Source organism: Mycobacterium sp. NGS24, assembly GCF_059813065.1.
In genome coordinates this window covers 15,097-33,983 of the sequence record NZ_JCALDW010000004.1, presented here as the reverse complement: position 1 = coordinate 33,983, position 18,887 = coordinate 15,097, and the positions used below count along the sequence as shown (strand labels likewise).

17 protein-coding genes and 1 pseudogene are annotated in these 18,887 nt (G+C 67.1%); 7 read left to right on the top strand and 11 right to left on the bottom strand.

Going from position 1 to position 18,887, the window contains the following annotated elements; genetic code table 11:
- Positions 1-10: 10 nt before the first annotated feature.
- Together helR and AC5Y6Y_RS07615 are read right to left on the bottom strand one after the other, a co-directional pair.
- Positions 11-2,212 carry an RNA polymerase recycling motor ATPase HelR gene (gene helR / locus AC5Y6Y_RS07620; protein WP_473139012.1) on the bottom strand — a complete coding sequence of 734 codons (2,202 nt, stop codon included), beginning with the start codon at positions 2,210-2,212 and terminating at the stop codon, positions 11-13.
- The gene (locus AC5Y6Y_RS07615; protein WP_463827803.1) at positions 2,209-2,532 is read right to left on the bottom strand and encodes a DMT family transporter; all 324 of its coding nucleotides are present in this window, start codon (positions 2,530-2,532) and stop codon (positions 2,209-2,211) included. Before AC5Y6Y_RS07615 ends, helR begins: the two co-directional genes overlap by 4 nt.
- 68 nt (positions 2,533-2,600) lie before the next feature.
- Between AC5Y6Y_RS07615 and AC5Y6Y_RS07610 the strand changes: the two genes are divergently transcribed.
- A complete protein-coding gene (locus AC5Y6Y_RS07610; RefSeq protein ID WP_499918008.1) occupies positions 2,601-3,041 on the top strand; it encodes a DoxX family protein in 441 nt (146 codons plus the stop codon).
- Here the strand turns inward: AC5Y6Y_RS07610 and AC5Y6Y_RS07605 are convergent, their stop codons facing one another.
- Both AC5Y6Y_RS07605 and AC5Y6Y_RS07600 read right to left on the bottom strand, forming a co-directional pair.
- Complete coding sequence (locus tag AC5Y6Y_RS07605) at positions 3,042-3,872, bottom strand: oxidoreductase (RefSeq protein ID WP_463827749.1); 831 nt, start codon at positions 3,870-3,872, stop codon at positions 3,042-3,044. It lies immediately after the preceding gene.
- Between the two features lie 89 nt (positions 3,873-3,961).
- Positions 3,962-4,234, bottom strand: coding sequence for a hypothetical protein (locus AC5Y6Y_RS07600; protein ID WP_473139010.1), 273 nt, complete (start codon positions 4,232-4,234; stop codon positions 3,962-3,964).
- A 181-nt stretch (positions 4,235-4,415) separates the two neighbouring features.
- Between AC5Y6Y_RS07600 and AC5Y6Y_RS07595 the strand changes: the two genes are divergently transcribed.
- On the top strand, positions 4,416-5,105 hold the full coding sequence (locus tag AC5Y6Y_RS07595) for an MspA family porin (protein ID WP_473139261.1): 690 nt from the start codon (positions 4,416-4,418) through the stop codon (positions 5,103-5,105).
- A gap of 1 nt (position 5,106) precedes the next feature.
- Here the strand turns inward: AC5Y6Y_RS07595 and lipL are convergent, their stop codons facing one another.
- The 3 genes from lipL to AC5Y6Y_RS07580 are packed head-to-tail and all read right to left on the bottom strand — an operon-like array spanning position 5,107 to position 8,830.
- Positions 5,107-6,354: an esterase/beta-lactamase LipL gene (lipL, locus tag AC5Y6Y_RS07590; RefSeq protein WP_473139009.1), complete on the bottom strand. Its 1,248-nt coding sequence runs from the start codon at positions 6,352-6,354 to the stop codon at positions 5,107-5,109.
- 41 nt (positions 6,355-6,395) lie between these two features.
- A complete protein-coding gene (ppk2, locus tag AC5Y6Y_RS07585) occupies positions 6,396-7,274 on the bottom strand; it encodes a polyphosphate kinase 2 (RefSeq protein WP_463827751.1) in 879 nt (292 codons plus the stop codon).
- 32 nt (positions 7,275-7,306) lie between these two features.
- Positions 7,307-8,830, bottom strand: a complete 1,524-nt coding sequence (locus AC5Y6Y_RS07580) for an Hsp70 family protein (RefSeq protein ID WP_473139008.1) — start codon at positions 8,828-8,830, stop codon at positions 7,307-7,309.
- Between AC5Y6Y_RS07580 and AC5Y6Y_RS07575 the strand changes: the two genes are divergently transcribed.
- Positions 8,796-9,281, top strand: coding sequence for a 2,4'-dihydroxyacetophenone dioxygenase family protein (locus tag AC5Y6Y_RS07575; protein WP_473139260.1), 486 nt, complete (start codon positions 8,796-8,798; stop codon positions 9,279-9,281). The genes AC5Y6Y_RS07580 and AC5Y6Y_RS07575 overlap by 35 nt on opposite strands.
- On the opposite strand, the pseudogene AC5Y6Y_RS07570 reads toward AC5Y6Y_RS07575, so the two are convergent.
- Both AC5Y6Y_RS07570 and AC5Y6Y_RS07565 read right to left on the bottom strand, forming a co-directional pair.
- Positions 9,267-11,470: pseudogene (locus tag AC5Y6Y_RS07570) on the bottom strand (carbon starvation CstA family protein); the annotation flags it as partial. The gene AC5Y6Y_RS07575 and the pseudogene AC5Y6Y_RS07570 sit on opposite strands and share 15 nt — an antisense overlap.
- Before the next feature lie 74 nt (positions 11,471-11,544).
- Positions 11,545-13,068: an ATP-dependent DNA ligase gene (locus AC5Y6Y_RS07565; RefSeq protein ID WP_473139259.1), complete on the bottom strand. Its 1,524-nt coding sequence runs from the start codon at positions 13,066-13,068 to the stop codon at positions 11,545-11,547.
- 112 nt (positions 13,069-13,180) lie between these two features.
- Here AC5Y6Y_RS07565 and AC5Y6Y_RS07560 point away from each other — a divergent pair, with 112 nt between their 5' ends.
- Together AC5Y6Y_RS07560 and AC5Y6Y_RS07555 are read left to right on the top strand one after the other, a co-directional pair.
- A complete protein-coding gene (locus tag AC5Y6Y_RS07560) occupies positions 13,181-13,939 on the top strand; it encodes an SDR family NAD(P)-dependent oxidoreductase (RefSeq protein WP_463827753.1) in 759 nt (252 codons plus the stop codon).
- 97 nt (positions 13,940-14,036) lie between these two features.
- The gene (locus AC5Y6Y_RS07555) at positions 14,037-16,202 is read left to right on the top strand and encodes an acyl-CoA dehydrogenase family protein (protein ID WP_473139007.1); all 2,166 of its coding nucleotides are present in this window, start codon (positions 14,037-14,039) and stop codon (positions 16,200-16,202) included.
- A gap of 21 nt (positions 16,203-16,223) precedes the next feature.
- On the opposite strand, the gene AC5Y6Y_RS07550 is transcribed toward AC5Y6Y_RS07555, so the two are convergent.
- On the bottom strand, positions 16,224-16,577 hold the full coding sequence (locus AC5Y6Y_RS07550) for a Zn-ribbon domain-containing OB-fold protein (RefSeq protein WP_463827755.1): 354 nt from the start codon (positions 16,575-16,577) through the stop codon (positions 16,224-16,226).
- A 52-nt stretch (positions 16,578-16,629) separates the two neighbouring features.
- Here AC5Y6Y_RS07550 and AC5Y6Y_RS07545 point away from each other — a divergent pair, with 52 nt between their 5' ends.
- Positions 16,630-17,820 carry a thiolase family protein gene (locus tag AC5Y6Y_RS07545; RefSeq protein WP_473139006.1) on the top strand — a complete coding sequence of 397 codons (1,191 nt, stop codon included), beginning with the start codon at positions 16,630-16,632 and terminating at the stop codon, positions 17,818-17,820.
- A gap of 7 nt (positions 17,821-17,827) precedes the next feature.
- On the opposite strand, the gene AC5Y6Y_RS07540 is transcribed toward AC5Y6Y_RS07545, so the two are convergent.
- On the bottom strand, positions 17,828-17,962 hold the full coding sequence (locus tag AC5Y6Y_RS07540; protein ID WP_473139005.1) for a hypothetical protein: 135 nt from the start codon (positions 17,960-17,962) through the stop codon (positions 17,828-17,830).
- Positions 17,963-18,388: 426 nt separating this feature from the next.
- Here AC5Y6Y_RS07540 and AC5Y6Y_RS07535 point away from each other — a divergent pair, with 426 nt between their 5' ends.
- Positions 18,389-18,886 carry a 2-isopropylmalate synthase gene (locus AC5Y6Y_RS07535; protein WP_473139004.1) on the top strand — a complete coding sequence of 166 codons (498 nt, stop codon included), beginning with the start codon at positions 18,389-18,391 and terminating at the stop codon, positions 18,884-18,886.
- Position 18,887 lies beyond the last annotated feature (1 nt).

The window sequence follows — 18,887 nt, the reverse complement described above, 5'->3', positions numbered from 1 at the left end:
CGCCACGTCCTTACGACGCGCCGTCGACGGCCAGGCTGCGCAGCGCGCGCGGCAACGGCCCCTGATGTAGCACACCCAGGCGTTGCGTCGCCCGGGTCAGGGCGACGTAGAGTTCGGCCGCCCCGCGGGGATTCTCGGCCAGGATCCGTTGCGGCTCCACGACCAGGACCGCGTCGAACTCCAAACCCTTGGCCTGCGACGGCGGCACCGTGCCCGGCACATCGGCGGGCCCGATCACCACGCTGGTACCCTCGCGGCCGGCCTCGTCACGAACGAATTCCGCTATCGCAGCGGGTATTTCGTGGGCATCGAGCTGCTTGGACCAGGGCGGTACGCCGCTGGCCCGGACCGACTCCGGGGGCGCGGTATCGGGCGCGAACTCGGCCAGCAACCCGGCGGCCACCGCCATGATCTCTGCCGGGGTCCGGTAATTCACCGACAGCGACCGGTAAACCCACCGGCCGGGAACGTAGGGCGCCAGCACCGATTCCCAGGACCTCGCACCGGCCGCCGACCGGCGCTGGGCCAGATCACCGACCACGGTGAAAGACCGTGCCGAGCAGCGCCGCATCAACACCCGCCAGTCCATCTCAGAAAGCTCCTGGGCCTCGTCGACCACCACATGCCGGTAGGTCCAGGTACGGTCGGCGGCGGCGCGCTCGGCCAGCTCACGAGCGTCGCCTTCGACGAACCGCTCGGCCAGGTCCTCGCCGTAGAGCAGATCCTGGGCCAGCAGCTGATCCTCGTCGTCCATCAGGTCCTCGCGGCTGACCATCAGATCCAGCACGCCCGCGGCGTACGCGGCCTCCTCACGTTGCTCGCGTTCGGCCTGCTGCCTGGCCAGTTCTTCGGCTTCCTTGTTGGTGCCCAGCAGGTCGACGAGTTCGTCCAGCAGCGGCACGTCCGACACCGTCCACGCGTCGCCGACGGCGCGCAGCAGCGCCGGATCGGCACCCGCCGCGCGCAGTCTCTCGGGGGACTCCAAGAGCGCGGACAGCAGTGCCTGCGGCGTCAGGATCGGCCAGAGCTCGTCGAGCGCAGCGGCGAAGGCCTCGTTGTCGGCGAGCTCCTCGATCAGCTCGTCCCGCAGCTTCTCCCACGCGTCCCGGTCCGAACGGGTCAGCCAGCCCCGCCCGATCTTGGCGATCGCCCGCTCGGTCAGCACATAGGTGACGATGTCGGTGAATGCGGCGCGGGCAGCGTTGTGTGGCAGCTTGGTGGCGCGCGCCTCCTCTCGCGCCCACTGCGCGGTTTCGGCGTCGATGCGCATCGTCACGTCGGACAACTTGATCAACAACGGATCCTGCGGCAGCTGTTGGCGGTCGGCGATGGCCGCGGTGAGTACGTCCAGGATCTGCAGCGATCCCTTCAGGGCTGCCGCCTCCGGTTCGTCCTCAGCGGTGACGGACAGCCCCGGCACCAGATCGCCGGTGGTCATGAACACCACCGTCGACTCGCCCAGCGACGGCAGCACCTGGCTGATGTGGTTGAGGAAGGCCGGGCTGGGTCCGATCACCAGCACCCCGTGGCGTTCCATCCGCGCCCGCTGGGTGTAGAGCAGGTAGGCGACGCGGTGCAGCGCGACCACCGTCTTGCCGGTGCCTGGACCGCCTTCGACGACCAGGACGCCGGCGTGGTCCAGGCGGATGATCTCGTCCTGCTCGGCCTGGATGGTCGCCACGATGTCGCGCATTCCGTCGCCACGCGGCGCATTGATCGCCGCCAGCAGCGCGGTGTCGCTTGAGCTTTGGTGTCCGTCACCGGATTCGGCCGGGTCCGGGCGGCCGAGCACTTCGTCGGTGAAGGCGACGATCCGACGGCCGCGGGTGTGAAACTGGCGGCGCCGACGCATGCCCTCGGGGTGGGCCGCGGTGGCTGTGTAGAACGCCCTGGCCGCCGGCGCCCGCCAATCGAGCAGCAGCGGCTCGTACTCGTCGGACTCGTCGAGCAGCCCGATGCGGCCGATGTAGGTCAGGTGGCCTGCGACGCTGTCCAACCGGCCGAAGCACAGGCCGTCGTCGGCGACGTCGAGGCGCTTGATCCGCTTGGCCAGCGCACGCACCTCCACGTCGCGGTCCATCGGTGTTTCAGTCTCTGCGCGCAACGCCGCGCGGTACCTGGCCTGGGCGCGGGCGCGTTCATCGTCCAGCCGTGCGTACAGGCCGTCGACATAGGCCTGTTCTGAGCGCAGTTCGTCGGTCGCGCGGGTCAATGGGCACCGGCGAAATTCAAGGTGATCACCCCGGCAATGATCAGGCCGACGCCGACCACCTTGCCTGCCGACACCGGAGAACCGAGAAACATGACCGCGATCAGCACTATCGCGGCGGTGCCGACCGCCGACCACAGCGCGTAGGCGACGTCGGTCTGCATGCCCCGCGCGATCGACAACGACAGCAACGCAAACGACGCGGCATAACCGAGCAGGCACACCGCGGTGGGCCACAACCGGGTGAACCCGTCGGTGCTCTTGAGCAGGCTCGTCGCTCCGACCTCGGCGAAGATCGCGACGAACAGGAACAGATAGGCCAGCATTGGTCTCCTCGGGCAGCTGTACATCTACAGACCTACACGAAGTCCGACCTCCGTAACGTAGGGGCATGACCGAGAATCTGACGCACCGCCTCGTCGGCTATTCGCCGGCAGTGTTGAGCCTGTTCCGCTTGGTTTATGGCCTGCTTTTCGCCGGTCACGGTTCGATGATTCTGTTCGGCTGGCCCGTCGCCACCGGGCACCACGTCGGGGTCGGCGACTGGCCGGGTTGGTATGCCGGACTGATCGAGCTGGTGACAGGGGTGTTGGTCGCGGCGGGGCTGTTCACCCGTGCCGCCGCATTCCTGGCTTCTGGCACGATGGCCGTCGCGTACTTCTGGATGCACCAACCGAATGCGCTCTGGCCGATCGGTGAGGCACCGGGTGGCAACGGCGGAACCCCGGCGATACTGTTCTGCTTCGGATTCTTCCTGCTGGTGTTCCTGGGTCCGGGCAGGTATGCCGTCGACACGATTCGAACTGCGAAAGCTCAACGCCCGCAAGGATAATCAGGCGTCGAGGTCGGTGCTCGTGGTGGTCTTCTCCCAGGCCGAAATCTCCTTGGCGCGGCGCTCGGCGATGAAGCGGTACGAAAACAGCGCGTCTTGGCCGAGCAGCAGAAACGCCGGAGGTTCGTCGGCCTCGACGGCGGCCATGATCGCCGCACCGGCTTTCGCGGGGTCACCGACCTGGGCGCCGTGCATGGTGTCGTTCTCTTTGCGGCGCCGACCGGCGGTGTCGGCGTAGTCGTCGATGACGGTGGACGTCTGCTTCAGGGACCGGCCGGCGAAGTCGGTGCGGAACGCGCCGGGTTCGACGACGGTGACCGAAATGCCCAGGGGCGCAAGCTCGCCGTGCAATGCCCCGCTCATCGCCTCCACCGCAGCCTTGGCCGCCGAATAGTAGCCGGAGCCGACCGGGGTCAGTTGCACGCCGATCGAGGAGATGTTGACGATGGCGCCTGAGCCGCGCTCCCGCATGCTGGGCAGCACGGCCTTGATCATGGCGACGGTGCCGAAGAAGTGCGTCTCGAACAACGCGCGCACGTCCGCGTCCTCACCCTCCTCGATCGCCGCGCGGTAACCGTAGCCGGCATTGTTGACCAGCACGTCCACGCCGCCGAAACGGTCCTGTGCCTGCTCGAAGGCCGACGCGATCTGCTCGGGGTCGGTGACGTCCAGGGCGACTGCGAGCACCCGTTCGGCCGTGGCCTCGGCCAGCTTTTCCACGCTGGACACATCGCGGGCGGTGACGACTGCGTTATGACCGGCTGCGATGACAGCCTCGGCCAGGGCGCGGCCGAGGCCGGTCGAACAGCCGGTGATGAGCCAGGTGGACAACCCAGTGGTTCCTTTCGGTCACGATCGCCAGCGAGCCGACCGGAACTACCAATTATCTTGACAAGCAGACGATTTCGCCGACGCCAATGCTAGAAGCCCATCTTTCGGCACTTGGCGGTCCGATTCTGGCAAAACATCCCGCTGCCGGTCCAGTCTTTGGCGCCGGGCACACCGAAGTTGTTGGGCGTGTCCGTCGAGCGGAAATCCTGCGCCATGCCCGGTTGAATGACGGTCAGGAAATCCTCGATCAACGGTGGGGATGTGTCTTCGGGGTCCGCTGCGGCTACGCCGGTTCCGCCGACCAGGGCCGCAACGGTCATCAGACCGGCGGCAAGTGCCGAAGCGAACTTAGGAAGGCTCATCGGTCGCCCTCTCTGCTTGTGACGCGAATCACGGGCCGGCATCAAGCGTACCCGCGAACTGATGTGCGATCCGAGCCTGCCGAGTCTTCGTCGCAAACCGGCCACAAACTCACAACAACTCTGATTGCGGCGGCCAGCAAAGCGTTTGGCAAACCAGGCCGTGCATACCGTGAAGCGCGTGATGCCGATGTCCGCCGTGGTTCGTCGTGCCGCGGCCGTCGCTGTGTGCCTGGTCACGTCCATGACCACACCCTCGGCGGCTGCCCAGCCGGACGCCGAACCGGCAGGAGCGGTCGCTGGCGGAGCCGTACCCCCGGGCGTTCCTGTCCGGATCACGACGCCCGACGGCTGGATCCTGGCGCTCGGCGCCAAAGACGAGCGGCACGTTCCGGTGGCGCCGCTGACGACTGCGGTCTCGTCGCGCGAATACCTGTCCAGCGGAGTGTTCGTGGCTTCGCTGACCGGGCCCGAACCTCCGCACGGTGTGCTCGAAGTGGGGTACGAGATCGGTTGCGGCATCGACATGAGCACGGCCAACGGCGTCACCATGGCCAACGGCGCCGGTGTCTCGCCTTCGCTCGGCGCGGTGGTGCCGTTCGGGCCCGGGGAGCCGTTCCAGCTGCTACCGATCGTCGGCGCGCAGTACAACAGCGTGGTCAGTGTCGGGCTCAAACCCGGATTCGTGGTGGTGGTCCCGGTGGTCCGCAAAGAGTTCAAAGGCCCGAACCCGTGGATCATGATCAACGAGTTCCACATGAAGATCGACGGCTGCGTCGGGCAGTCCTTTGTCCGCTCGTACTCGACCCTGACCCGCATCACCGACGAGTCTGATGTGGTGTTGTCCTACGTCGGGTCCACCAAGGCGGTCTGAGTCAGGAGTACGACGCTCCGAAGTTCGGCACCGCCTGGAAGCCGTCGGCGTGGGCGGCGGCGGCCGCGCGTCGGATCGGCAGGATCAGCGGCACGAACAGGATCTGGTCCAGCATGATCGGCGTGATGAGCCGGTTGTGCACGAAGGCGAACGAACTCTTGGTCACCGGGTCGGCCCAGCCGATCGTCCCGCCCAGGCCGGCGTGCCCGAATCCGCGGAGCAAGCCGGGCACCGGCGAGCCGTGGTAGCCGAGGTGGAACGACATCGGCACCACCAGATTGAGGTCTGGTCGCAGACTGGTTTTGCCGAGCAGATCGCGCGCCAATTCCGTTGACAGTAATTGTGTTTGGCCGGTGTGGCCGTCGTTGGCCAGCGCTCCGTACATGCGCGCCAGACCGCGCGCCGTCACCACGGCGTTGACGGACGGGATCTCACCGTCGAGCAGGGGAGTGTCGCCCTGGATCAACGAGGTGATGCCGGGGACGTAGATCGCGCCCAGACCGCCGGCGACCGGGAGTTCCGACAGCCAGGGTGCGAGCCGGTCGAACAGCGGGTTCGCCCGGGTCGTCTGCGGGAACATGATTTGCGCGGCCGTGGTGGGCGCGTCCGCCGGCGGACGGCCCAAGTGCAGGCCATCGGTGTCGAGTGGTTGGGCGACCTCGGTGCGGAACAACTGGCGCATGCCCTTGCCGGTGATGGCGCGGGCCAGTCCGGAGGTGAGCCAACCGTAGGTGAACGCGTGGTAGGCCGCCCGGCCGGCGTGGCGGTCGACGGGCGCGGCGGCGAGTCGTTCCTCCATCAACCGGTGGTCGAGCAGTTGCTCCTTGGTCACGCCCTTGAGGTGGGACAGCCCGGTCTTGTGCCCGAGCATGTCGCGCACGGTGATCGCGGACTTGCCGTTGGCGCCGAACTCGGGCCAGTACCGCGCGACCGGTTCGTCGTAGGCCAATTGGCCGCGGTCGACCAGGCGGTGCAGGATCGTCGCGGCGACCCCCTTGCTGGCCGAGAAGACCATGGCGCCGGTATCGGCCGTCCACGGGATCTTGCCGTCCCGGTCTGACCAGCCTGTCCAGATGTCGACGACCGGTTCGCCGTGGACGTAGACCGACAGGGAACCGCCGCCGAATCGCGGATCGCCGTTGAACAGCTTGGCGAAGGTGCGGACCGCGCAGGAAAAACGGGGGTCCGCGGCGCCGTGCACATGCCCCGGTAGGTCGGAATCGACGTCGACAATCGCTGGCTTCGTCATGAGAATCATATTACCCAAAATGGATAACTATATTCTGTGAGCTAGTCCGCCAACGCGCGTCCGACGATGAGCGGGTCGGGCTCGCCGACCAATTCGTGGTCTTTGTCCGCGTAGTCGAACTTGGCGAGCAGATGGCGCATCGCGTTGATGCGGGCACGCTTCTTGTCGTTGCTCTTGACCACGATCCACGGGGCGAAGTCGGTGTCAGTGGCAGCGAACATCTCCTCCTTGGCCGCGGTGTAGGCCTCCCACCGGTGAATGGCCTCCACGTCCATCGGGGAGAACTTCCACTGCTTGACCGGGTCCACGAGCCGGATGGCGAACCGGGTGCGTTGCTCAGCCGGCGACACCGAGAACCAGAGTTTGGTCAGGTTGATGCCGTCGTCGACCAGCAGGCGCTCGAAAGACGGTGTCTGTTCCAGGAATTGGGCATGTTGTTCGGCGGTGCAAAAACCCATCACCTTCTCCACGCCGGCGCGGTTGTACCAGGAGCGGTCGAATAAGACGATGTCGCCGGCGGCCGGGAGATGGGACACATAGCGCTGGAAATACCACTGAGTCTTCTCCCGATCGCTCGGCTTCTCCAGTGCGACCACTCGGGCGGTGCGCGGGTTGAGATGCTCGGTGAAACGCTGGATGGTCCCACCCTTGCCGGCGGCGTCGCGGCCCTCGAACAAAATCAGATGCCGGGCACCGGTCTGGCGGCTGTGGTTCTGCAGCTTGAGCAACTCGATCTGCAATCGCCGCTTGAGCCGGTCGTACTCGTCGCGGGGCATGCGCTCGTCGTAGGGGTATCGCTCCCGCCAGGTGGCGACCGGGTTGCCGTCGCGGTCGAGCAGCACCGGGTCGTCGTCATCGCTGTCGTCGACGGTGTAGCCGTGCTCGGGAGTGGACAGGTCGTCCAGATCGATGTCGGGCATGATCCCGAATTACCCGGTAGCGATCGCGACTATCACAACCGTGCAGCGGCCCGCGTGAGCCGGAAGGTGCGTTGGAAGCCGGCCGGCTGCGTCGTCACGGTGACTTCCACCGCACCACCTGGCGCGACAACGTAGCGTTCCTCCACGTCGGGTCCCTCGCTCCACCGGTCGATCGGCTGGTGACCGAGATTGTCCCGGTCGTGCAGTGCGGGGTCGAACGGGAAGAACACCGGGTCGTAGGGTGTGACGTCGCCGTCGGGCCGGCCGTCGACCAGCCGGCTGCACTCCACGAACCGGAAATGTCCGATGTTGTGGGCCGCACGGTAGGTCCGGCTGACCACCAGCGGTGTATGACCGTCGACGGGCAGCGGTACATCCTTGGGCACGATCGGATCGAAGACGACGTCGGCGCCTGCCCTGGCCTCCCGGAAGACCCCGAAATGTCGCGAGAAGCGTTCGGAGAGAACAAAACCGGAGTTGATGTCCAGGAAGACCGCAAGACCGATGGCGGTTGCCGCGAACGGGTGCGGCGACCGTTTGACGCGCTTGTCGCCGAAATTGCTGCGCAGCATGCGCGCGACGAGTGGGAAGCTGCCTGCCCCGCCCACCACGTAGATGCCGGCCACTTCCGACCATGGCACGTCCCGGCCGTCGCCGGCCGGGTCGCGCAGCACGCGGGACAGCAGGCCGGCAGTCTCGGCGACCAGCGGCGCGCACGCCGCATAGACGTCGTCGATACCGCAGGAGAACGGGGCTCGCTCGATCCCGTCGAAAGTCACATCCGCCAGGAAACGCCGGGTCTGCGGCCCGACGGCCTCTTTGCGGGCGGCGCATTCCTCCAACAGCAGCTCATAGCCGGCGCTGTCCAGCGGCGGCAGCTCGCAGCCGGCCAACACCAGTTGCGCGATCGCCTCGTCGAAGTCGTCACCGCCGAGCCGTTGGATGCCTTCGCTGACTACGACCTCGTTGACGTGGCCCGCCATCTTCAGCAGCGACGCGTCGAAGGTGCCGCCGCCGAGGTCGTAGATGAGGACGTACTCACGCTTGGCCGTGATCGTCGAGCGGTATCGGTGGGCGTACTCCAGGCCGGCGGCCGACGGTTCGTTCAGCAACGCGACGACGTCAAATCCTGCCGCCGCGAACGCATCCAGGGTGAGGAACCGCTGTGCGCTGGTGGCGTTGGCCGGCACGCTGATCGCGGTCTCGACGGGGTCGTCAGGGCCGAAGCCGGCGTTGGACCGGTGATAGAGGTCGTGCCTGAGCTGTGCGAGGAAGCCGGTGAGCAGATCGGCCAGCGCATAGCTGCGGCCGGCCAAGGTGACCTGGGTGCGCGGTCCGGCGTCGTTGAGCAGCCTTTTCACCGAGCGCAGTTTTTGCCACCCGGGTTCGTGGCGGACCGCGGCGGCGTCCGGGCCGAACCGCAGGTCCCCGGCCGCGTTGGCGGCGATCAGAGACGGCCATGCATCGACGCCGTCGAAGGCGACGACCGGGTAATTGCCACGGTCGACGATCGCAGCGACGGTGTGGGTGGTGCCGAAGTCGATACCGACTCTCATCAGACCCGATTCTAGGGGCGATGTGCCTGCAACACATCAGGGCTACATTCTGCCGACATGGAGCCCCAGTGGCGGCCACTGCAGGATCCGACTGCCCGCGGTGCGTGCCGAGGTCATCGTCTCGATGAAGTTCCCGCCCGGCGTGGAATGGGGAACCCACTACCACACCGGAATTGTTGTAGCGCACACCGTTAGCGGAGCGTGGCGCTATCGGGAAAGCGACTGGGTATCTCGCGCGGGTGACACCCTCTATGAAGTCGCGGGCTCGTCGCACACGCCCGAAAGCTTCGAGGACACCGAGGTGTTCTTCTACATGATCGGCGAACTGCTCTTCCTCGATGGCGACAAGATCCTCCGGCAGGAAAACCACCAGACTTCCCTCGAGCGTTATGCCAATTACTGTGTCGGTAACGGAATTCCGATGCGAGACCTGACCAGCTGGCACGCCTAGCCGTTGCGGGGCAGGGCATCCCACTGACTTTGCACATCCCGCTCGGCGGCGGTGGGAATCAGACCCGCCGGCGCGAATCGCTTCGACGACACCGGATCGTCCTCGCTCGAAGGCCGCCCGGAACCGCGAATCACCTTGACTGCCATGATGATTCCGGCAGCGAATACCACCACGACGACCATCGCGAAGATGGCCGACAGGGTGCATTGGATCAAGGTGTTGCGGACGACGGCGTCGAGTTGATGGACGTCGGTCGCCGACCCGAACGCGGTCTTCCCGGCCTTCTTGGCGGCTGTGTACTGGGCGTGCTGCGTCCAGTACCCGACGGCGGGGTCCCCGGAGAAGATCTTCTGCCATGACGCGCTCAAGGTCACGGCTAAGTCCCACAGCAACGGTATGCCCGGTATCCACGCCCACTTGACTCTGCCCGCCTTGATGACGATGACGGTGATGAGCGTGAGCGCAATCGCTGCGAGCAGCTGGTTGGCGATGCCGAAGAGTGGGAAAAGGGTGTTGATCCCGCCGAGTGGATCGGTCACGCCGAGCAGCAGGATGCCGCCCCACGCGGCGACGACCACCGCACTGCACAGCCACCCGCCGGGCCGCCAGCTCGGATTGCGCAGCGCGCGCAGTGGGCCACCGATGTTGCCGAGCGCATCGGAGATCATGAACCGGGCGACGCGGGTGCCGGCATCGACGGTGGTCAAGATGAACAGCGCCTCGAACATGATCGCGAAGTGGTACCAGAACGCCTTGAGACCGGTGCCGCCGAAGACCCGCTGCAGCATCTCGGACATGCCGAAGGCCAGTGTCGGCGCACCGCCGGTGCGCGACACGATGGATTGTTCCCCGACGCTACGGGCGGCCTGGTCGAGCTGGGCGGCGGTCGCCGGGCCGCCCGGCAGACCGAGACCGTTGACGTAGTGCGCGGCGCCGGCGGCGGTGTCATGGGTCTGGGCCGACGGCGCGTTGAGGGTGAAGTACAGGTGCTGGTCCAAGATCGCGGCGGTGAGCAGCGCCATCACCGCCACAAACGACTCGGTCATCATGCCGCCATAGCCGATCAACCGCATCTGGCCTTCCTTCTCCAACATCTTGGGCGTGGTGCCTGAGGAGATGAGAGCGTGGAATCCGGACAGCGCGCCACAGGCGACGGTGACGAACAGGAACGGGAACAGGGAGCCGGCGAACGCCGGACCGTTGGTCTGGGTGGCGAAGCGGGAGACCGCTGGTGCCGCGATCGTCGGGTGGGCGATGCAGATGCCGGCCGCGAGCAGCGTGATGGTGCCGATCTTCATGAACGTCGACAAGTAGTCGCGCGGAGCCAGCAGCAACCACACCGGCAGCACCGACGCTGCGAAGCCGTAGCCGATGAGCAACCAGCACAACGTGACCGGCGACAGGGTGCACCACCTGACACCCCACGCGGTGTTGGCGACCCAGTTGCCGGAGACCACCGCGAACAGCAGCAGCCCCGCGCCGACCCCAGATACCTCCGCGACCCGCCCGGGCCGCAGGAAGCGCAGGTAACAGCCCATGAACAGGGCGATGGGGATGGTCATGGCGATGGAGAAGACGCCCCACGGGCTCTTGGCCAGCGCCCGCACCACCACCAGGGCCAGCACCGCGATCAGGATCGTGATGATGATCGGGATGCCGATCAGCGCGGCGGCACCTGCGGTCGCCCCCAATTCATCGCGGACCATCTGGCCCAGCGAGCGGCCGCGGCGTCGGGTGGAGATCCACAGCACCAGGTAGTCCTGGACGCACCCGGCCAGCACCGCACCGACGACGATCCAGATGGTGCTGGGCAGATAGCCCATCTGGGCGGCCAGCACCGGGCCGACGAGCGGGCCGGCGCCGGCGATCGCCGCGAAGTGGTGACCGAACACCACGCGCCGGTCGGTCGGCACATAGTCGCTGCCGTCGTCGAAGACCTCGGCCGGGGTGGCGTGATCGTCGCGGGGACGGACGATCTTGCTTTCGATCAACCGCGCATAGAACCGGTAGGCGATGAGGTAGGTGCAGACCGCCGCGACCACCACCCACACCGCGTTCACCCGCTCGGCCCGGACGATCGCGATGACGGTCCAGGCGATGGCGCCGACGACGGCGATGAGGCCGAAGAACACCTTGTGGCGCAGCGTGATCGGAGACTGGTCGAGGATCGCGACGGGCGGCAGGTCGGGCTCGGTGTTGATGTAGCTGATCTGCTGGTCGGCCACGGCCAGAACCCTACAAGGGCGAACCCGCTCTTGGCGGGTCAGTACATCGCGCGCACGGCGTCGATAGTGTCGGCTTCCGCTGGACGCTTGTCGTCGCGGTAGCGCACCACCCGCGCGAACCGCAGTGCGACTCCGCCCGGATACCGCGACGAGCCCTGTACGCCGTCCAGCGCGATCTCGACGACCTGCTCGGGCCGCACGTGCACGACGTACCCGTCGGTGCCGCCGGTGGCGAGTTCGCTGAACCGCGCGGTCTGCCAGTCCAGCATGGCGTCGGTCATGCCCTTGAACGTCTTGCCGACCATGACGAATCCGCCGGTGTCGGGATCGCGGGCACCGAGGTGGATGTTGGACAGCTTGCCGCGGCGCCGCCCCGAACCCCATTCCACGGCCAGCACCACCAGGTCGAGGGTGTGCACCGGTTTGACCTTCACCCAACCCGCGCCCCGTCGGCCCGCCTGATACGGCGCGTCCGGGGCCTTGGCCATCACCCCCTCGTGACCGGCGGCCAGCGTCGCCTCCAGGAACGCCGCCGCCGCAGCAGGGTCGGAGGTGTGCAGGCGGTCGACGCGCTGGGACGCCGGCACCAACCCGTCCAGCGACGCCAGCCTTTCGCTGGTCGGCGCGTCCAGCAGGTCAGTGCCGTCTCGGTGCAGGATGTCGAAGAAGAACACCGACAGCGGCTGCTTGGCGCGGGCGGCGGCGACGTCCACCGAGCGGCCGAACCGCGATGCGGTGACCTGGAACCGGTGCGGACGGTTGTCCGGCCGCAGCGCGATCGCCTCGCCGTCGGCGATCAATTCGTGCACCGGTAACGCCAGGGTGGCCTCCACCACCTCCGGTAGCCGGGCGGTGACGTCGTCCAGGCTGCGGGTATAGACGGTGACCTGCTCGCCGGCGCGATGGATCTGAACCCGGGCGCCGTCCAGCTTGGCCTCGAATATCGTTGTGCCGCCGTGCTTTTCGAGTGCTTCGGGGATGCTCGCCGCGGTTTGGGCCAGCATCGGTCCGACTGGGCGGCCCACCCGCAGCGTGAACGCGTCCAACGACCCGCCACTGAGCGCCGCGGCGGCGACCGCCGGCAGATCCCCGCCCAGCATCGCCGCACGCTGGACCGCGGCAGGGGGCAGGCCGGCCGCTTTGGCCACCGCGTCGGCCATGATGCCAGCCAGTGCGCCCTGGCGAAGCTCGCCGCCGAGCAGCCGCAGCAGAAAAGTCTGCTCGGTGTCGGTCGCCGCGGTGAACAGGCCGTTCAGCAGTGCCGCGCGGCGCGCCTGGGAGCCCTTACCGGAAATGCCACCGATCTCGGTGAAGACGGTGTCGACCTGACCGACCGTCAGCACCGGGTCCGACGCCGCCGGCGGCGGCGACCGGAGCGCGGCCCAGCCCACGCCGATCTGCCGTTGCCGCAGCACCCCGGAAAGCCACGACACGACGATTGCGACCAGCTCGGCGTCCGGAGCGGCGCGCCGCAACAGGTCGGCGATGTGGGCGACCTTGGTCAGCCGCGAGGAAGTGCCGCCGACGTCAATCGACGTGCTGGCCAACTCGAGAAGGAGCACAGTGCTGAGCTTGACACGACTCACCGACAACCCCGCCGGACAGACCGGCTAGCGTGCCTCGGTAACGTTACAAATTCACGGGAATATGACAACCCAACAAACGGAGGTCCGGATGGAGATCAGCGGGAAGAAGGTCGTCGTCATCGGCGGTGCTTCGGGGATGGGACGTGCCAGCGCCGAACTGCTGCATGAACGCGGCGCGCAGGTGGCCGTGTTCGACCGGGAGAACTCGGACGGCAAGGAGGTCGCCGAAGCGATCGGCGGCAAGTTCTACCCCGTCGACGTCACCGACTTCGCCGGCACCGAGCAGACCTTGCAGGCCGCCGTCGACGACCTCGGTGGGCTGCACGTCACCGTCACCACCGCCGGCGGCGGTATCGCCAAGCGCACCATGACCAAGACCGGCCCGCACGACCTCGAGTCTTTCCAGTCCGTCATCGATCTCAACCTGATCGGCACCTTCAACATCAGCCGGTTGGCCGCCGCGCACATGAGCAAGAACGAGCCCGAGGACGACGAGCGCGGCGTCATCATCAACACCGCGTCCATCGCGGCCTTCGAGGGTCAGATCGGGCAGGTCGCCTACACCGCCGCCAAGGCGGGCATCGCGGGCATGTGCCTGACCATGGCGCGTGACCTGGGATCGCTCGGCATCCGGGTGCTGGCCATCGCCCCGAGCCTGTTCGCCACCGGCCTCACCAAGGGCATTCCGGACGAGTTCGCCACTGCCCTGACCAAGGACGCGGCCTTCCCCAAGCGCCTGGGCCGGCCCGAGGAGTACGCGAAACTGGTTGCGGCCATCGTGGACAACCCGATGCTCAACGGGCAATGCCTGCGCCTGGACGCCGGACAGCGGTTCGCGCCCAAGTAGTGACCCACCGGTCGCGTCACCGGCGGTGAGTAGTCTCTGTAACTGATCCAGGAGCCCGCGACGGTGCGGGTCCTGCAGTGCCGCGAGGAGGGCCCGCATGGGTATCGCACTGACCGACGACCATCGCGAACTCGCCGAGGTAGCCCGCGCGTTCCTGACGTCGCAGAAGGCGCGGGCCGCCGCGCGGTCACTGCTGGACTCGCCGGAGGAGGCACGGCCCGGGTTTTGGCAGGGCATCGTCGAACTGGGTTGGCTCGGTCTGCACATCGACGAGGAGCAGGGCGGCTCCGGCTACGGCCTGCCCGAGTTGGTGGTCGTGGTCGAGGAACTCGGCCGTGCGGTGGCGCCCGGACCGTTTGTGCCGACCGTGATCGCCTCGGCGGTGATCGCCCACGACGGCAGCGACGAGCAGCAGTCAAGACTGTTACCCGGACTGCTCGACGGCACCGTCACCGCCGGTGTCGGGTTCGGTGGCGCCGTGCAGGTCTCCGACGGCGTTGCCGACGGCGCGGCGGGTGTGGTGCTGGGTGCCGGGCTGGCCGAACTACTGCTGATCACGGCCGGTGACGACGTGCTGGTGCTGGAACGCGACCGCGACGGGGTGTCGGTGCAGGTACCCGAGAACCTGGATCCGACCCGGCGCTCCGGGCGGGTTCGGCTGGACAACGTCAAGGTGAGTGCCGACGACATCCTGCCGGGCGCCAGCGCGGCGGCTCTGGCCCGCGCCCGGACGTTGCTGGCCGCGGAGGCCGTCGGCGGAGCGACCGACTGCGTGGAGTCCGCGGTCGAATACGCCAAGGTGCGCAAGCAGTTCGGCCGTACCATCGCGACTTTCCAAGCCGTGAAGCACCACTGCGCGAACATGCTGGTGGCTGCCGAGTCGGCGCTGGCCGCGGTGTGGGACGCCGCGCGGGCGGCGGGTGAGGACGAACAGCAGTTCCGGCTCGTCGCCGCGGTCGCTGCTGCGCTGGCCTTCCCCGCCTACGCCCGTAACTCCGAACTCAACATCCAGGTGCACGGTGGGATCGGCTTCACCTGGGAGCACGACGCGCATCTGCACCTACGCCGCGCACTGGTGTCCTCGGCGGTCCTGGGTGGGGACGCGCCGGCGCAGGATGTCTTCGATCTGACGGCCGCCGGTGTCGCCCGGGACAACAGCCTCGATCTGCCGCCGGAGGCTGAGGAGCTGCGCACCCAGATCCGCGCCGACGCAGCCGAACTCGCCGCGCTGGACAAGAAAGCGCAGCGCGACAAACTGATCGCGACGGGTTACGTGATGCCGCACTGGCCCAAGCCATGGGGCCGGGCCGCGGATGCGGTGGCGCAGTTGGTCATCGAAGAGGAATTCCGCGAGGCGGGGATCAAGCGTCCCGACTACGGCATCACCGGCTGGGTCATCCTGACGTTGATTCAGCATGGAACCGACTGGCAGATCGAAAGATTCGTGGAGAAGGCGCTGCGTAAGGACGAGATCTGGTGCCAGTTGTTCTCCGAACCCGACGCCGGTTCGGACGCGGCGGCCGTCAAGACCCGGGCCACCCGCGTTGACGGTGGCTGGAAGATCAACGGCCAGAAGGTGTGGACGAGTGGGGCGCACTATTGCGCGCGCGGCCTGGCCACCGTGCGCACCGACCCGGAGGCGCCCAAGCACGCCGGAATCACCGCGGTGATCGTCGACATGAACGCCCCCGAGGTGGAAGTGCGCCCGCTGCGGCAGATCACCGGGGGTTCGGACTTCAACGAGGTGTTCTTCAATGACCTGTTCGTGCCGGACGAGGACGTGGTGGGGGCACCCAATTCGGGTTGGACGGTCGCGCGGGCCACGCTGGGCAACGAACGGGTCAGCATCGGCGGCAGCGGTTCGTTCTACGAGGCGCTGGCACCCGAGCTGGTCAAACTGGCTCAACAACGCTCAAATGAGTTGGCGGGCATCGTTATTCGGGTAGGCCGCTACCTCGCCGAGGAGAATGCGCTGCGGTTGCTGAACCTGCGCCGCGCGGCGCGCAGCGTGGAAGGCGCGGGCCCGGGGCCGGAAGGCAATGTCACCAAGCTCAAGCTGGCCGATCACATGATCGAGGGCGCGGCCATCTCGACGGCGCTGGCCGGACCCGAGACGGTGCTGCTGGACGGCGCCGGCGCGCTGGCGGGCCGGATGGTGATGGGGGCCCGCGGCATGGCGATTGCCGGCGGCACCTCAGAGGTGACCCGCAACCAGATCGCCGAGCGAATCCTCGGTATGCCCCGTGACCCGCTGATCAACTGAGGCGCACCGCGCGGATACCGGTCAGGCCGGGGCGAACAGCGGTGCGCCGCCGGAACTCTTCGCCGGCTGGACCTGCACGGCCATTCCGCAGATCACCGAATCTGGTTCGCAGTCGACAATATTGGCGGCAACACGCAGTCCGGGCTGCTCACTGAGCTCGATCAGGGCGATGACGTACGGCGTCGGGATCTCCGGGTTGTACGGGTGATGGTTGACCGTGTAGGTGAACACCGTCCCTCGTCCGGAGACCGGTTTCGCCGTCAGCTCGGCTCCGCAATCCCGGCAGCTACCGGTCGCGGGATGCACCCAGCGCGCGCAGTCGTCGCAGTGTTCGACGAGCAGCGGGGAGGTGGTTGGCTCGGTTGTCACGGGCAATACAGTACGCTCTACCGGATCCCTTCTCAGATGCGCGCGACGGACGGTGCCGATGGAGTACTTCGAAAAAGACGCGATCCTGTCCGGCATCGGTATTTCCCGAATCGGGCGTCGCACCGGCATTGCGGGACGGGAATTGACCATGGAGGCGGTGCGCGCCGCCATCGGCGACGCCGGATTGCGGCCCACCGACATCGACGGCATCGCCACGCTGGGTGACACGCCTGCCGCCGAGGTCAACGCCGAATTGCAGATCGAGGCGGGGGACTGCGGTAGCGGGTTCGGTACCGGCGGCCTGCTGAGTCCGGTGATGTCGGCGTGCCGTGCGGTCGCTGAACGACGTGCCCGCCATGTGGTGATCTACCGGACCATCCAGATGCTGGGCGGCACCGTGTTGCAGCAGGTTAAGGATGCGCCGGCTCCGCCGCTGGCACGCATGTTCGAGACACCCGAAGGTGCGGACGCCCCCGCGGTCGGTGCGATGGACGACATCAACGATCTCATTGCGGCGCATGCCTATTCGGCGGCAAACTGGCTGGCGCTGAATTGTCGCCGGCACATGGAGCTGTACGGAACCACCAAGGAGCAGCTGGGCTGGGTCGCTCTCAACGGCCGTCGCAACGCGGCGCTGAATCCTCGGGCGGTGTATCGCGATCCGATGACGATGGCCGACTACCTGGGTGCGCGCCTGGTGTCTACGCCGTTCGGACTACTGGATTGCGATGTGCCCATTGACGGTTCGATCGCGGTGGTGGTTTCGCACGCGGAGTACGCCGACGACTGTCCGCACCGCGCCGTGCGCGTGGCGGCGATCGGCGGTTCCGACGGGGCGGGCGGCTGGTTCCACCGTGCCGACTATCCCAAGATGGCGATGTCGGATGCGACCGCCCAGATGTGGTCGCGCACCGAACTGACGCCCGACGACATCCAGGTCGCACAGCTGTATGACGGATTCACCTACCTGACGCTGGCCTGGCTGGAAGCCATCGGAGTGTGCGGCGACGGCGAGGCCGGTCCATTCGTCGAGGGCGGCGCCCGCATCGCCCGCGACGGCCAACTGCCGCTGAACACTTACGGGGGCCAGCTCTCCGCCGGGCGCATGCACGGCTATTGGGCGTTGCACGAAGCATGTCTACAGCTGCGCGGCGAGGCCGGGGAGCGTCAGGTAGCGCAGCGTCCCGAAGTCGGGGTGGTGTCGGTCGGCGGCGGTCCCGTCGCGGGATGCATGTTGCTGACCTGCTGAGGCTCGGCTATTGCGGAACCGCGGTGATCTCCGGGTCGATCGGGACACTCGACGTCACTTTGTTGCAGCCGGTTGCCAACAGTGCATAGGCTGCGAAAAGCACGGCTGCAATCGCGGTCGCGACCTTTTTCCTGGTCCTCATCTTCCTGACCTTTCCTTGTCCGCATATTGGTTCTTCGACGAACGCGTTTGATGTTAGCGACGGTGTCGAAAAGCATTGGCAATTTGGAAATATTGCCTCCCTGGGGTGTGCCAATAGCTGAATTTCTTTTCCGGGTTTCTCCGTCCGGCAACTACATTCGCTAGTTATCTGGCAGTCGAATATCCAATATCACCAGTCGGATCCCACGTCCTTGGGCAGGTCTCGCACAGCGCGATAACGGCGGCACGGTGGGCGACAAAACTTGCGTCTGACGGTCGTGGCGGTCTAATGTCACCGATCGTGCATCTTCTCGAGCGTGCCGTAGTAGCCAGCACCCGCAGCGGGGTCTGATCCAGACCGACCCCCCGCTGTGGGTCGGACGCTACTACCGTCGGTCGCTCCTTCGAGCCAGAGAAGACCGGCATCATGACGCTTTCCACTTCCATCGATCTGCCCGACAAATGGGCTGACACCTGGTTCGAGGACCACTTCGGTGTCTCCCTACCGCGCGGCCTGCGCGAACAGGCCACCGCTACGTCCTGGGCGGACTTCGCGGCCACCTACGGTCCGACGGCCGGGCCCCTGCGCCTCGGGCAGTGGGCATGCACCGACCCGCAGCGCCGGACCACCCGGTTGGGTCCGCAGGCCCGCAACTTCCGCGCGGTGATCGCAGTCGGCGACCGCATCAGCACCTCCGAAGCGTCGGCGAGCGGACCCGTCGCAGCGCTCACGGCGATGCTGCACGCGCGCGGAATCATGGTGGAAACGTTGAACTTTCACCAAATCAGCGCGGGCGGCGACACGGTCACCTTCGTCTACGGCACCAATGGTGCCCGCGCGGAGTGGGCGATGGGCTGGGCGCCGGACCCGATTCAGTCGGCGCTGCGGGCGGTGATCGCGTGCGCCAACCGGCTGGCGGGCTGAT